The organism is Hominimerdicola alba (genome assembly GCF_900109655.1).
Classification (GTDB): Bacteria; Bacillota; Clostridia; order Oscillospirales; family Ruminococcaceae; genus Hominimerdicola; species Hominimerdicola alba_B.
Genome location: NZ_FOAT01000003.1, coordinates 313,423 through 327,782, shown reverse-complemented (window position 1 = coordinate 327,782; position 14,360 = coordinate 313,423). Strand labels below are relative to the sequence as shown.

Annotated in this window: 10 protein-coding genes; 4 read left to right on the top strand and 6 right to left on the bottom strand. The window is 46.5% G+C overall.

Going from position 1 to position 14,360, the window contains the following annotated elements; all coding sequences use genetic code 11:
• The first annotated feature begins 6 nt into the window (after positions 1 to 6).
• Positions 7 to 240 (top strand): acyl carrier protein, encoded by a 234-nt coding sequence (gene acpP, locus BMY75_RS05495; RefSeq protein WP_013499722.1) that lies wholly within the window; start codon positions 7 to 9, stop codon positions 238 to 240.
• Between the two features lie 740 nt (positions 241 to 980).
• Here acpP and BMY75_RS05485 read toward each other — a convergent pair.
• From BMY75_RS05485 to BMY75_RS05475, 3 genes are read right to left on the bottom strand one after another with little or no spacing between them, the layout of a single operon-like run.
• Positions 981 to 2,717 (bottom strand): glycosyl hydrolase, encoded by a 1,737-nt coding sequence (locus tag BMY75_RS05485; RefSeq protein WP_074830851.1) that lies wholly within the window; start codon positions 2,715 to 2,717, stop codon positions 981 to 983.
• A gap of 30 nt (positions 2,718 to 2,747) precedes the next feature.
• Positions 2,748 to 3,092: a hypothetical protein gene (locus BMY75_RS05480; protein WP_074830848.1), complete on the bottom strand. Its 345-nt coding sequence runs from the start codon at positions 3,090 to 3,092 to the stop codon at positions 2,748 to 2,750.
• Between the two features lie 22 nt (positions 3,093 to 3,114).
• A complete protein-coding gene (locus BMY75_RS05475; protein WP_242940172.1) occupies positions 3,115 to 5,415 on the bottom strand; it encodes a glycoside hydrolase family 95 protein in 2,301 nt (766 codons plus the stop codon).
• 458 nt (positions 5,416 to 5,873) lie between these two features.
• On the opposite strand from BMY75_RS05475, the gene BMY75_RS05470 reads away from it, so the two are divergent.
• Positions 5,874 to 6,785 carry a cell wall hydrolase gene (locus tag BMY75_RS05470; protein WP_242940171.1) on the top strand — a complete coding sequence of 304 codons (912 nt, stop codon included), beginning with the start codon at positions 5,874 to 5,876 and terminating at the stop codon, positions 6,783 to 6,785.
• A 293-nt stretch (positions 6,786 to 7,078) separates the two neighbouring features.
• Here BMY75_RS05470 and BMY75_RS05465 read toward each other — a convergent pair whose 3' ends face one another.
• Entirely contained in the window at positions 7,079 to 8,500 is a 1,422-nt protein-coding gene (locus tag BMY75_RS05465; RefSeq protein ID WP_074830845.1) for a GGDEF domain-containing protein, read from the bottom strand.
• 300 nt (positions 8,501 to 8,800) lie between these two features.
• On the opposite strand from BMY75_RS05465, the gene BMY75_RS05460 reads away from it, so the two are divergent.
• Positions 8,801 to 10,441 carry a glycoside hydrolase family 9 protein gene (locus BMY75_RS05460; protein ID WP_074830842.1) on the top strand — a complete coding sequence of 547 codons (1,641 nt, stop codon included), beginning with the start codon at positions 8,801 to 8,803 and terminating at the stop codon, positions 10,439 to 10,441.
• A 139-nt stretch (positions 10,442 to 10,580) separates the two neighbouring features.
• Here the strand turns inward: BMY75_RS05460 and putP are convergent, their stop codons facing one another.
• On the bottom strand, positions 10,581 to 12,113 hold the full coding sequence (gene putP, locus BMY75_RS05455) for a sodium/proline symporter PutP (protein ID WP_074830839.1): 1,533 nt from the start codon (positions 12,111 to 12,113) through the stop codon (positions 10,581 to 10,583).
• A gap of 181 nt (positions 12,114 to 12,294) precedes the next feature.
• A complete protein-coding gene (locus BMY75_RS05450) occupies positions 12,295 to 12,612 on the bottom strand; it encodes a hypothetical protein (RefSeq protein ID WP_074830837.1) in 318 nt (105 codons plus the stop codon).
• Between the two features lie 368 nt (positions 12,613 to 12,980).
• On the opposite strand from BMY75_RS05450, the gene BMY75_RS17940 reads away from it, so the two are divergent.
• Positions 12,981 to 13,871 (top strand): peptidoglycan-binding protein, encoded by an 891-nt coding sequence (locus tag BMY75_RS17940; protein WP_170844260.1) that lies wholly within the window; start codon positions 12,981 to 12,983, stop codon positions 13,869 to 13,871.
• Positions 13,872 to 14,360: the final 489 nt, after the last annotated feature.

Here is a 14,360-nt window from a genome sequence, read left to right as displayed (position 1 = left end):
ATGAACATGGTATTTGACAAGATTCGTGAGATCATTGTTGAGCAGCTCGACGTTGACGAGGATAAGGTAACAACAGACGCTTCTATCACTGAAGATCTGGGTGCTGACTCTCTGGACGTTGTTGATCTGGTCATGAATATTGAAGAGAGCTTTGATCTTGAGATCCCCGATGAGGAAGTTGAGAACATCAAGACTGTTGGTGATATCGTTAAGTTCATCGAGGCTAAGACCGAGGAGTAATTTCCGGAATTTTTAAAAGTCCGCATATGCGGGCTTTTTTATTTTGTCTTTGTTTTATCGAGGTAATATTTAGCCCCGAAGTGATCTGCGGGTCGCTTCGGGGCGTTGTATTATATGGTTATCTTTAGCACATCACTTCATAGTTAATTCTTTCCCTGCATGCGGTGGGGGGAAGGAATTGTGATGGGGCAGTTTGGCTTTGAATCAAAACAAATGTTCCACGTGGAACATTTTTGTTTGAGCTTTGGCAAGGGGTGCCCCTTGTTCCTCGGGGCGAGAAATCAACTAACAGCGACTGTGTTGGCTGTGGTATATCGCCGTTGATTTCTGGTACGGCAATAATTTTACGGACGTAGTTTAAGCGTATGCATACGGTCGCATCGTTTGGAATGCCAGCGTATACTTTGGTATTCGCTGGTATGCGAGCTTTCGCCCCTCGTTCCTCGGGTCGAGCCGTCAAAGACGCTATCGCTGTTTGACGGCGGTCGCGGCAATAATATCCGCAGATAGAAAGAGCGTGGACGTTTGATTGTCCACGCTCAAGATTTTGATATTGCCGCGCCCTCTTGGTCGTGAGTTCGCTTTTCTCTTATTGTTCGCTGTGCATTTTGGTTTCTTGCCTTGGTGATTGAGGGCTCTGCCAACAGTCAGCTTTGCTGACTGTGCAAACATCCTCGCAAGCTTTTCGCGAAAAGCTTGAGCAAAAGCTCCCCTCCTTGGCACTGTGCGCAAGATCGTGTTTAGTCCTCGGATTTATTTTTCTCCTTAGCTTTCTTTGACTTATTCTTAGCGGCTTTTTCTTCCTCTTTCTTTATCTCCGTAGCCATTGTCATAAGATCGGGAAGCTTATCGCGGGTTATGGTGAGGTTATTGTTATACATGGTGATAAGGTCTTTTTCGGTGTTGAATTCTTCTGAAAGACCGCCTTCCTCGTTTACCATACAGCTTCCGCCCCACTGTCCGATATACGCCCACATAGCGTGTTCATCGGCAAGATTTTGTATAAGTGGCATACGGTCGCATTCGCTCATAGCTATTGGCTTGCCGCCGGCTACGTTCTGAAGATATAGCAGTGCATTCACCTGACCGCTCTTATCGCTGCCGTATACGTCCGCTGAGAGGACATCGCAGTAATCTCCGCCAACATACCAGTTGACGTTCTGTGCCGACCACACCCATACCAGGTTATGCAGACCATGGTAACCTGTCATGCGGGCATACATCGTCTGCCAGAGCCATATATAGGAATCAGCATCCTTTCCCCACCAGTACAGACCGTTGGAAGCTTCCTGCAAAGGTCGCCACAGCACGGGCACACCGTCATCGCGGAGTTTTATCAGCTGTTCGGACACCTTATCTATATCGGTGATTATCTTAAGACATTCATCGGATATAGTGCCTTCCTCAGCCATTTCTGCAAGGGTATCGGGGTCAAGGAGGGCTATATTCTCATCTGTGACTGCCTTGGATATATCGAATTTTGCATTCTCGGCATATACGCTCTCGCTGTCATCGGGCTTGTTTGGTGAAGTCCAGTTCCACATATATCCTACAATACCGCCGTCTTTATGCCATGTGAGGGCTTCTGCGATCTCAGCGGAGGACTGATCGGCGTGCTTGGCGCCAGTGATGTACATCATGTCACCAAGGCGGATAGCGGGGTATTTGCCTGTAACTTTATGTATCAGTTCGCTTTCGTAATTGGTGCCTGCAGTATCGTTCTGGGCGAGGAGCACCCTTGTGCCGTAGTTATTGCAGATAAGCCTGTACAGCGCCTTTGCGTTGTACTCGGCTTCCTTATCGGAAAGCACAGCACCTGTGGCATTAAGGCTGAGTTTGCTTATCTCATCGCTGGCGATGATCTTTATCTGGTCGATATCGATCAAGCCTGTTTCGGGGATAAACGCCGCCTTATGCTTGCCTTTTTTCAGCTTTACGTTTTTGAAGGAGATATTCTCGAATCTGCCCTCATTATCCTCGTTTACAACGGTGAACTCGCTGTACTTGCTGCCGTCAAGGCTGAATCCGCCGCTTGCGGCTTCGTCCGAACCAACTGTCAGTACTATATTATAGAACTGGTCTGTGGGGACATCAAATTCAAGCTCCCAGTCGCTTTCCTGAGAAATACCAGATACGTAGCCGCTGCCCTCATAGCCCTTGCGCTTGGAGGCTTCTGCGGCAGTGCCGCTCAGCTTGCCTTTTTCCGCCTGATAGGTCTTTTCGGACTTTTTGTATTTAAGCTCCGCCGCCTTTATCTTGACTTCCTTGAAGCTCTTGACTTCATCTTTGGTATCTTCCTCTTCGGGCACGGGGGTGACTACTTCTTCCGCGGTAGTCTCCTCATCGGTGATATCCTCGTCCGCCGTCAGAAGGTCTGCGGTCACGTCCTTGTTATCTTGAATCTCGTTGCCGCACGCCGCTAAGCAGCCTGACATCAGCACTGCCGCGATAACAGCTGATAAAAATCTCATCTTCATTTTACTGTTTACTTTCCTCTCTTGCTACATTCAGATATCGGGCAGCCATCCGCTGTCCTCATCCCAGGTCAGGTCCATATCATCAAGGTTTACGTGCCACTGGCAGCCTTGAAGATATCTTGTAAGCTCTGTCAGACATTCGAGCCAGTAACATAGTATATCATACACGATGTCGCTGCCTGCGGGCAGGGCTGTTGAGCCTTGCAGCACTGTATCTTCTGAGCAGAAATGACCATCATACAGGCAGAGATCCTCGTACTTTTCATCAAAGGGATACTGTGTGCAGTATCTGTCAACTATCGCACTGATCTCTGCCGTTTCTTCATCGCTCAGCCCATGGCCTCTTCTCGCTTCGTAATATATGGACACCGACATCGTTATTCACCTCTTTTATATTTTATCCGAACACTATCTCAAAACTTCTGCCAGCCTTAGTGCTTACATTTATACAGTCACCGCAGACAGTATGTTTTGTGCTTACGTTTTTGATATCACAGCCCTCGGGGAGGACTATGGTGCATTTGCCGTCCTGTATCGGGGTAATGGTGCATCTGGTGGGTCGGGAGTTCTGCCATTCGCAGTGCACCGTATAGCCGCCCCTTGCTCGAAGTCCCTTGAAACTGCCGTTTTTCCAGTCGGGGCTGAGTGCGGGAAGAAGCTGTATCTCGCCGTTATGGCTTTGCAGAAGTGCTTCGGCAATACCTGCCGCCGCACCGAAATTTCCGTCTATCTGGAAAGGCGGGTGCATATCGAATAGGTTGTCCGAAGTTGAATTTGCCAGCAGAGCCGCGATATTCTCCTTGACCTTTTCGCCGTCGCGGAGTCTTGCCCAGTGGTTGATTATCCAAGCCCTTGACCAGCCTGTGTGTCCGCCGCCGTGGGAAAGCCTGCGCTCGATGGTCGCCCTTGCGGCTTCTGCCAGCGCGGGGGTGTGTCTTACGGATATGATATCCGCAGGATACAGGGCGTAAAGCTGGCTGATATGCCTGTGTCCCGGCTCGGCTTCATCGTAGTCTACCGCCCACTCCATTATCTGCCCGTACTTGCCTATCTCGGGCTTTGGCAGTTTATCACGCATGGTGCGGAGCTTTTCACAGAAAGCTTTGTCTGTATCAAGTATCTCTCCCGCTTCGATAACAGCGGTGAAAAGCTGATAAATTATCTGGCTGTCCATGGAGGGACCTATACATACCGAGCCTTTAGCGCCGCTTGCGGTGATATAGGTGTTTTCGGGAGAAACCGATGGGGCGGTTACAAGTCTGCCGCTGCCGTCGTCTATCAGGAAATCCACAAAGAACTTTGCGGCTTCTTTCATGGTATCGTATTTCTGTGCAAGGAAGTCCTTATCCCGCGTGAAAAGCCAGTGCTCCCAGATATGGGTACACAGCCATGCTGCGCCTGTCACCCACTGAGTACCGGGTATCCAGCGATCCTGGGGTGCGGTATCGCCCCAGATATCGGTGTTGTGGTGGCAGACGAATCCGCCGCAGCCGTACATCTCGCGGGCGGTTTCCCTGCCATGGGGCCGCATACGCTCGATATGGTCGAACAGGGGCATATGAAGTTCCCCGAGACCGCAGGGTTCAGCGCACCAGTAATTCATTTCGGTGTTGATATTCACCGTGAACTTGCTGCCCCATGCAGGCCACATATCCTTGTTCCATATACCTTGCAGGTTCAGTGGGAGCGTGCCCTCGCGGCTGCCCGATATCATCAGGTATCTGCCGAAATCGAAGTACAGCGAAACAAGTCCGTTATCGACCTTGCCAGCCTTTACAGCGGCAAGCCTTTCATCGGTAGGCAGAGTGTTGTCGGCAGTATCTTCAAAGGTCACAGAAGCTCTGTCAAAAAAGCTTCGGTAATCCTCGGTATGTTCTTGCAGAAGTTCATCGAATGTCTTTTCAGCAGCGGTGATAACATCAAGCTCGGCTGCCTTTTTGTAGTCTGTCACACGGAAATCGGTCTGTGCGCCGAGTAGTATTGTCACGCGGTCGCAATCCTCGGTGACGATACTGCTGCCCCATCTGCGGACTGTACCGCCCTCGCCTTTAACTCGTACATAAGCGGCAAAACGTATGCCGTCCTCAGAACCGCTTCCGCCGTAGTAGAGGATATCCGTGTCATTCACAGGGGTGTTGTCATCGAAATAATCATCCCGCCCGCCTATACCGACCTTTACCGATACAGAGGCAGGCTTGTCGGCTTCGATGCACACCGCCATGACCTGTGCAGGCTCGGAGCATATCACGCGTCTTGTGAAATTCGTGCCGTTTAGGGAATAGCGTGTCTCGCAGACAGCATTTTCGAGGTCGAGGGAGCGGCTGATGTATTGGCAGGTGCCCTCTTTATAATGGTATATAGTGAGGTCGCCAAGGGGCATATAATGCCGCTGGCTTTCGGGAGTGCCGCAGAAAGCTTCGTCAACTATCTTTTCGGCTTCTGCTATCCTGTCTTCACGGAGAAGCTGTCTCACCTTTTCGAGATTCGGGAGAGCGGAGGCGTTATCGCGCTTGCGGTATCCTCCGGACCATATCGAGTCCTCGTTGAGCTGTATAGTCTCGCAAACAGGCTTGCCGAAGCACATACCGCCTATCCTGCCGTTGCCCACAAGCAGAGCAACATTCCAGTCCTCTGCGGGGGTCTTGAACCATATCTTTTTGTTGACCATAAGCTCACCGCCATTCCTTTGAAAAGACATATATATAAACATTATAGCATATCCGCCCGCAAAAGTAAAGACGCATGGGGGAATTTCTCTGCCTTGCATGGTGGCAGAGCCTTATCAGGCTTTGTTAAGAGGGCTATCGGGTTACTGAAATGTCATTGAAGTGCGGTTGTATATTATTACAAAAGGGGTGTCAAAATGCCGCCTTTTTACCGCGGAAAAGATGGTAAAAAAATCGGCTCGTAAAAGGTCGAAAATGCTGATTTTTCGGGCATTTTTTCTTTTGAACAATCGTTAAAACATATAATCAAGTACAAGAAATATCCGAAAATACGGCGATTTTGTTGTGCATAGCCTACAAAATTTAAGGTTAATCATAGCTCTGAAGTGTTTACAAAATGGAAAACCAATGTAACCTTCTTGTAATCTTTGGTGAAATGTGTTATTATAGTCATCGTGAACAAAAGAGAGAGATTAATAACCTCAGATAAATGAGAAAGGATTATAATATGACTAAAATTAAGATCGCAGCTGTTATCGTTTGTATGGTAGCTACAGGAGCTTTCGCAGGATTTACATATCAGGCGGCAAACAATAACGGCAGCGCAGATGAAAATGTAACTGTTAAGACATTCTCCGAGCTGACCACAGATGACGAGACTACCTCCGATGAGACTGTGACCGATGAAGAGACCACTTCTGATGAAACAACAGCTGAGGAAGACATCACTGTTGTGACAACAGCAGTTACCACTAAGAAGGCTGATAAGAAGACCGAGAAGGCTTCCAAGAAAACTACCAAGACCTCTGCTGAAGAGAAGAAGGTAGAAAAGAAGGCAGCATCTGCACCCGCAGTTACTACCGCTCCCGTTGTTGAGGAAGTTCCCGAGACAGTTACTGAGCAGTATTACGAAGAACCCGTTTACGAGGAAGTTCCCGTTTATGAGGAGCCCGAGTACGTTGAGAGTGAGCCTGTTTATGAGGAACAGCCTGAGGAGACTTCTTCCGAAGAGCCTGCACCCGCTGAAGATACTCAGGAAGAGGAGCAGGACAACGACAGAAAGATTCAGGTAACAGATGAAGAATACATCTGGTTGTGCAACGTTGTCGGCCATGAGTACGGCGCTAACTGGATAAGCGAGTACGAAAAGGCTAAGGTCGTTGAGGTAGTTATGAACCGTGTTAACGACCCCAGATTCCCCAATACCATATGGGGCGTACTTACTCAGCCCAACCAGTTCTCAGGTCTTGAGTGGACACTTTATCTGGGTACTTATTCTTATCAGGTAACACCTAGCGTTATGGCAGCTGTTGATATGTACCTTGAACACCCCGAGGATTTCAACCACGGTTATCTCGGTTTCTGGGGCGACGGCAGCATGAACCACTTCTATTCTATATAAGGTATAAATTTCCTGTTCTATATAAATTGGGAGAGACTGTTTCGGCAGTCTCTTTTTTATGCATAAAAATGCACTTCTGTCATTGGCTTAACAGAAGTGCATTGCTTTTTATTTTATTGTTATCCCGCTGACACACCTGACTTAACAGCGATCAAATGAATGTAATGAGAGTATGTCGGTTATCTTTTCCCCCGCCTGCGGCGGGGGAAAAGATAACGTCAACATAATATATTCCTGTTTTTCCGGCATTTTAAGTGGTGTTGTAAAGGGATAATCAGATTTTATTTTGAGTATCAGCGGTAGCTGCCGTGCTGAGCTTTAAATCGCTTTTTATCCTCGTACATCGCCTGGTCGGCGCGTTTGAACACAAGTTCAAATGTGTTGTCATCGGAGGCGAAATCCGCTATGCCGACTGCGGCTGAATAGCGCAGCCATGGGTCGAGGTCTTCGTTCTCGTAGGATTCGTTCAGGGCGTTTCTCAGACCTTCCACAAGGCTCTGCCTGTTTTCAAGATCCTGTCCTTGCAGTATCGCCACGAATTCATCACCGCCAATGCGGTAAACGGGGGAGTGCTTGAAGGTCTCACATATCAGGTGGCAGCAGCCTTTTATGTACATATCGCCAGACTTGTGACCGTATACATCGTTTATCTTTTTCAGGTCGTTCATATCCACCATAACGATGGCGAAATCGCACTGACCGCCGTGTATAGCCTCATTTATCTCCTTGACCTTCTTGGTATAGGCGGTCTTGCTGCCCACACCTGTGAGAGTATCACGGTAAGCTTCTTCACTTATCTGACCTATCTGGGCATCTTTTGTCTTGATGTCGTTTTCCGCCTGGCTGAGGTTGTGCATATATTTCAGGTTGTTCTTCATGAATGCTATGAACAGCTGATATATGACCTCGATCTCGTCACCTGTATTGATCTTGATATCTTCCATGATCCTGATATTTTCCTCTTGGTCGGATTCTTTTTCATAGGAGAACTTATCTGTGGCGGTCTTCATGCGGTCTATGGGACCTGTGATATTCTTTCGCATATACCATATATCAAGTACGGCTATTATTATCATTAAGATTATGAGAGCCAGCAACAGACCCAGAACAAACAGTATATCCTGCTTGTGCAGATCTTCCATTGAGAAATCTACGCATACATGGCAGCAGTACTCGCCTTTGCTGTTAAAAACAGGGCGCATATATGTCAGCATATAGCCGTCATCGGTATCACCTGTCAGTACCGGTATCTCCCTGCCTGCGCAGAGGTCGTCCATATACTCCACCACAGCGGGGTCGGGATCATAAAGCGTTCCCGGCGGGTCGGCATCAAGGCTGTAATCGCTGTCGAGGTCGAATATGACCTCGCCGCCCTCGGGTACAAAGTGATATATATACATATACATCACGTCGGGGTAGTTCTCTTTCAGCCGTATGAGGTCTTCGCGTATATCATTGTATTCTTCAAGTTCGAAGTTCTCTTCAAGATACAGAGGTATCTTATCCGCATCAAATGTATTCGCCATAAGCTGTGTGGCGCTTTTACCCATGTCGGTATATTCCTGGACGGTTCGTTTTTCAAACCTGAAATAGACCAGAACGATGACTGTAATGATTGCCAGAAGAAAGCTGGTGATGATCAGTATCGGTAATCGGATAGAAACTGAAAGACGTGTTTTAGTAAGTTTTGATGAGGTAGTTTCGGTATTGCTCATAGCAGATCACCTTCTTACATATGTACAGCGTTACTGAATTAAATATAAACAGGCAAAATATGCCAGTAATTTGTTGTGCATAATTTATTATATCACATATCGTCCAAAAAATCAATATAATATATAAATATTTTGGAGATAAAAATATATTAAACATTCTACGCTCATATATCGGCGTGTATACGGCGGCATCTTGAAAATATTATAGTTTTATTCTATTTTTTGCTTCTTTATTCAATTGACATTTTCGGTTAAGATGATATAATAGTAAAAATAACTTTTTCCGAAAGGAGAGATGCTATGGATAAGGAATATTTTGACAGCTCTGCGGCTAAGATAAAATATACGCCTTTCGGCATATTTGTGGATCAGGCGGGGTATACTCCCGAACGCAGAAAGATAGCGGTGATGCCCTTTGAAGCTGAGGATTTCACGGTGTGTGACGAGAATGGCGATACCGTATTTTCAGGCAAGACCGCATATTTCGGATATGATGAAGATTCGGGGGATACAGTGCGCACTGCTGATTTTTCCGAACTTAAAGCCGAGGGCATCTACCGTGTACACGCGGGTGGCAGGACTTCTGCGCTTTTCCGCATAGGCGGCGATGTTTATGACAAGCTGTTGTATGATACCTCGAAAGCCTACTACTATCTGCGGTGCGGATGCGAACTTGAACCAAAATATGCGGGCGCATACCATCACAAGCCATGCCATTGTTCGGCAGCATCGCTGTACGAAGACGGCAGTATCACGCTTGATGTCGCAGGTGGCTGGCATGATGCGGGAGACTATGGCAGATATGTTACTGCGGGGGCAGTGGCGGCGGCTCATCTGCTTTATGCTTACAAGCTTTTCCCGAACGCTTTTGACGGTCTTAAACTGGATATCCCTGATGGCGGTATGCCCGATATCCTCACAGAGATACGCTACGAGCTTGAATGGCTGCTGAAAATGCAGCGCGAGGACGGCGGGGTATATCACAAGGTCACCACCATGCAGCACGCGCCTTTCATCATGCCCGAAGATGATACCGTCCCGCTGGTGGTGTTCCCTGTGTCATCAATGGCGGTTGCGGACTTTGCGGCTGTTACAGCGCTGGCAAGCGGTATCTATAAAAAGTTCGACAAAAGTTTCGCGGAAGTACTGTACAAAGCGGCGAAAAAGTCTGTCGACTGGCTGGAAGCTCACCCTGAGTTTATCGGCTTTAGAAATCCCGAGGGCTGCAATACGGGCGGTTATTACGAGCGGGACGATAACTCCAACAGGTACTGGGCATATGCCGAGATGTACGCGCTGACCGGGGATACATTATATAAAGATAAGATATCGGCGCAGATGAGGAAGAATTTCTCGCTGACAGAATTCGGCTACGGCGAAGTTGGCGGACTGGGTTCGCTGGCTTATCTGCTGGCAGAGCATGACAGTTCGGATGAAACTGCGGATAAGCTGAAAAATGCCTTTGCAGATCATGCCGAGAAGCTTAAAAAGCTTTCGGATAAATGCGGCTACGGTCTGGCGCTTGACCGCATGGGCTATCACTGGGGCAGCAATATGGTAGTCATGAAGAACGGCATGGTTTTCGCGGTGAACTATCTGCTGAACGGTGATGAAGCCTCAAAGGAATATGCGGCAAATCAGCTGCATTATCTTATGGGCAAAAATGCTCTGGGCATCAGCTATGTATCGGGCACTGGGGAATTCCGTGTTAACGAACTGCATCTTCGCCCTGCCTTTGCTGACGGCATAGATGAATGTATTCCGGGCATGGTATCGGGCGGACCTAACAAGGGGCTGAACGACCCCTTTGCACAGGCGGCTATACCCTCGGATACTCCGCCGATGAAATGCTTTGCAGACCTCGCCGCAAGCTACTCTCTCAACGAGATAACCATATACTGGAACTCTCCTGCGGTGTTTGTGCTGGCGTTCCTGAAGTAAGATATAAAAATATAAGCCGTGCAGGTCGTTATGAACTTGCACGGCTTATAATTTGGTGCTTCGGCGTAAATGAAACCGCCCTCTCTGATTTTACAGAGAGGGCTATTATGGCTATTTTCAGCATATTATATTCAACACATCACTGATGTATCTCAGCCGATACCGAATCAAATTCCTCGGTTATCTCTTTTTCCGGGGCTGATGTAACGAGTGATACGATAACTATAGCGATAACAGCTGTCAGGAATGCGGGGAGCAGTTCATATATGGCGAAAATGCCACCGAGTTTTGCTATAACGAACTTCCAGAGGAAGACCATTACGCCGCCTGTGATCATACCTGCAACAGCACCTGCTTTGTTGGAACGCTTCCAGAAAAGTGCCGCAAGCATAACGGGTCCGAATGTTGCGCCGAAACCTGCCCATGCAAAGGATACCACACGGAATACAGAGCTGTTTTCGTTCCATGCAAGGATAACACCGAGAACTGCTATAACAAAAAGTACAGCTCTTGCAGTAAGCATGGACTTTTTCTCGTTCAGCTTTATATTGAATACACCTTTGAGGATATTCTCGGACATACTTGATGATGCCGCCAGCAGCTGAGAATCCGAAGTGGACATTGTACAAGCAAGTATACCCGCAAATACAAGACCTGCTACTATCGCAAGCAGGAGACCGTTCTCACTCATAAAAAGTGCGGTCTTTATGATGATCTTTTCTGAATCTTCAAGCTGTTCGATGACATTCTGTTTTGAAAGCAGATTGCCGATGAAGCCGATGAATATCGCAACTGCCATGGAGATGACTACCCATACAGATGCTATGCGGCGAGAGGTCTTGATTTTGTTTTTGTCCTCGATAGCCATGAATCTGAGGATAATATGTGGCATACCGAAGTAGCCGAGTCCCCACGCAAGTGTGGAAACAGTTGTCAGGAAACCGTAGGGGTCAGAACCGTTGGTCTCGGCATTGTGGATATTTGTCAGTGAGAGATAGCCCTCGATAGACTTTGCATTGTCTATAACTGCATCGATACCGCCTGCTTTTGAAATACCGAATACTATGATGCTGATAAGTGCAACTGTCATAACGATGGACTGTATCAGGTCGGTGAAACTTGCAGCAAGGAATCCGCCGAAGCAGGTATAGATTATGATAACTACCGCGCTGATTATCATGGCCAAATGATAATCCCAGCCGAATATTGTGGAAAACAGCTTGCCGCAAGCCGAGAATCCCGATGCTGTGTAGGGGACAAAGAATATCAGTATGATCAGTGCCGATATGCCCATGAGGACTTTGTTCTTATCGTGGTAGCGGTTTGAGAAGAAATCGGGGACAGTGATAGCACCCACCTTCTGGCTGTACACACGCAGACGCTTTGCCACGAAAAGCCAGTTGAGATAAGTACCTACTGCAAGACCGATAGCAGTCCAGCCCGCTTCGGCGCACCCACTGAGGTAGGCAACTCCGGGAAGTCCCATAAGCAGCCAGCTGCTCATATCCGATGCTTCAGCGCTCATTGCCGTAACAAAAGGACCAAGTTTTCTGCCGCCTAAGTAGAAGTCGCTTACGTTTTTGTTTTTTCTTGAGAAAAGAACACCTATCACGATCATCATGATGAGATATGCCACGATCGTTATTGGTATTACCATAAAAGTGGTTGGCATAGAAATACTCCTTTATATATAGATTTGTGTATATCACCAATACATTATACTATATTCATTGATATATGTCAACTATTAAACGCGATTTCATCTAAACATCGAAGGAGAACATCTGTCGCGATAACAGAAACCGCGTGAAAATGCAAAAGCACCGGCATCAAAGTGTCGGTGCTTTATGGTATTATTCTTCTGCGGAAGATTTTTTCTCAATGTATTTTCCGAACTCTGTGTCGTCCTTGCTGTTTTCGTATTTGCCTGAACCCATCAAAGATGACTGATGTATAATGTCGTCCTTGTCAAGGTACTGGACAAATTCATCGTTCCTGTGGAGAAATTCCTTTATATCACTCTGAAAGCCTATGATAAGCGTACCATAAAGACCATGCTCTTTCATCATATTGATGATATATTTGTCACCCATTGCTGTGCTGTCGCTCTTTGCGGTAATGCCTTCGGGGGAGGTTGCCTGGTGGAAATCTCTTTTTACTAACTTTTCCACATTCTCATCGGGATTATTGAGGGAGTATTCCGATGTCCGAGTTCAAGTCTCGGTGTGACCGCTGATAACCGAAAAGCCGTGCAGACGAACGCAGTCTGCACGGCTTTTTCTTTTGAAAATATATGTATTTTTCTGCTGAATATACCATTCACTCCGATTTACTGACAGTTCATTCCGATTCAATTGCTGATGCTGACCTTGTGTGCTATACTGCAAGTACAGTCAAACAACGAAATGAAAAAAATCCGGTAACGGCTGCGCAGCCAATTCGGACAATCAGTACGATCTGAAATAGTAAAAATCCGGATCTTGTCAACGGCATTTCAGTATGAATTAAAGTAATTTAAAATCGAAAGGAATTAAACAAAATGAAAAACACAACATTTACAAGCGCAAAGAAGAAGATCATCACAACTCTGACAGCAGCAAGCTGCGTTCTCTCAGTATCCGCTCCTGCACTGGGCAGCACAACAATAGGCAGTGCTATCTTTGGAAATTCGATAGTTGCAAGTGCGGCAACATACAGCACAAACTATAAGAGTCATTCAGAGCCAAGCCGTACTCTCTCAAATGGCAGTAGGGGCGATGATGTGAAGTGGCTTCAGTGTGCGATCAATGATCTTGTGGTTAATGGCGATAAAAACGGTTCTCGTCTTTCTACTTCTAAATTAGATGTTGATGGTGCTTTTGGTAATGCAACAAGGACAGCAGTTTTAGCATTCCAGAGAAAGTATGGTTTAGCAGTAGATGGTTATTTTGGTCCTGCTTCTCGTTCAAAGATGAAGTCAGTACTTCGCTCTGCAACAGTAACGCCTGTAAATGGACAGCTTTCTGCACATTTCCACTCAAGTGAGTTTGCCTGCAAGCGCTGCGGTGCGACCCACACTATCAGCCAGGATCTCATTAACAAGCTGGAATCACTTTATTCCAGACTGAATTGCTCAAAGATCATCGTAACCTCCGGTTATCGTGATCCTGATTGTTCCGTTGCAGTAGGCGGCTACAGAAATGATGCACATACTCTCGGTATTGCAGCAGATGTTATTTGCTACGACAAGAACGGTTATCAGATCTCTTCTGCAAGGGTTGCATGGGAAGCAGAGCAGATCGGCTTCACAGGCATCGGTATAATCGATAGCACTGCAATTCACCTTGATGTACGCACTACCAGCAACTATTCAAATGGTCACTGGTTCGGTGATGAAAGAAACGGAGATAACAATATTCCTACTTTCAAAAATTATAAACCCAGATGGTAAACACTCCATTAAAGTGTTTCAGTCAGTTGCAAAAGCCTATCCTTAAAACAAATACTCATATTGAAATAATGCCCCGAAGCGTTCAAAACACTTCGGGGCATTGTATTTTCTGTCTATCTCTTTATACGCTGTTAAATCAGGTGTGTCAGCGGAATAACCATATTATAGTTTTGGTTCAAAGAGATAAAAAGAATTTGTTTGAAGCTTAATTTGTGAATTTATTTTGCTACATGATATCGGATAAATATAACCCAAAAGAAAGCCGGATCAGACGATAGCATATCCGAAAAAAGCTTACCGCAGATCCTGCCTTGTAAGACAAGAACTGCGGTAAGCTTTTCGTATCATAAACTCTTTTTAAGCTATGTAATTGACATAACAACTAATTTATGATATAATGAATTGGATTATAATTTTAAAGTTTACTCTGTTTTTAAACAATTATAAAAACCAGCCCCAAAAATCAAACCAGTCCTGCATTATTTTTGC

Coding starts and splice junctions, on each gene's coding strand:
- BMY75_RS05475 (WP_242940172.1), bottom strand. CDS start 5,415: ATGTCTTTTCAAAGGAATGGCGGTGAGCTTATGGTCAACAAAAAGATA.
- BMY75_RS05460 (WP_074830842.1), top strand. CDS start 8,801: ATGGATAAGGAATATTTTGACAGCTCTGCGGCTAAGATAAAATATACG.
- BMY75_RS17940 (WP_170844260.1), top strand. CDS start 12,981: ATGAAAAACACAACATTTACAAGCGCAAAGAAGAAGATCATCACAACT.
- BMY75_RS05485 (WP_074830851.1), bottom strand. CDS start 2,717: ATGAAGATGAGATTTTTATCAGCTGTTATCGCGGCAGTGCTGATGTCA.
- putP (WP_074830839.1), bottom strand. CDS start 12,113: ATGCCAACCACTTTTATGGTAATACCAATAACGATCGTGGCATATCTC.
- BMY75_RS05480 (WP_074830848.1), bottom strand. CDS start 3,092: ATGTCGGTGTCCATATATTACGAAGCGAGAAGAGGCCATGGGCTGAGC.
- acpP (WP_013499722.1), top strand. CDS start 7: ATGGTATTTGACAAGATTCGTGAGATCATTGTTGAGCAGCTCGACGTT.
- BMY75_RS05465 (WP_074830845.1), bottom strand. CDS start 8,500: ATGAGCAATACCGAAACTACCTCATCAAAACTTACTAAAACACGTCTT.
- BMY75_RS05470 (WP_242940171.1), top strand. CDS start 5,874: ATGAGAAAGGATTATAATATGACTAAAATTAAGATCGCAGCTGTTATC.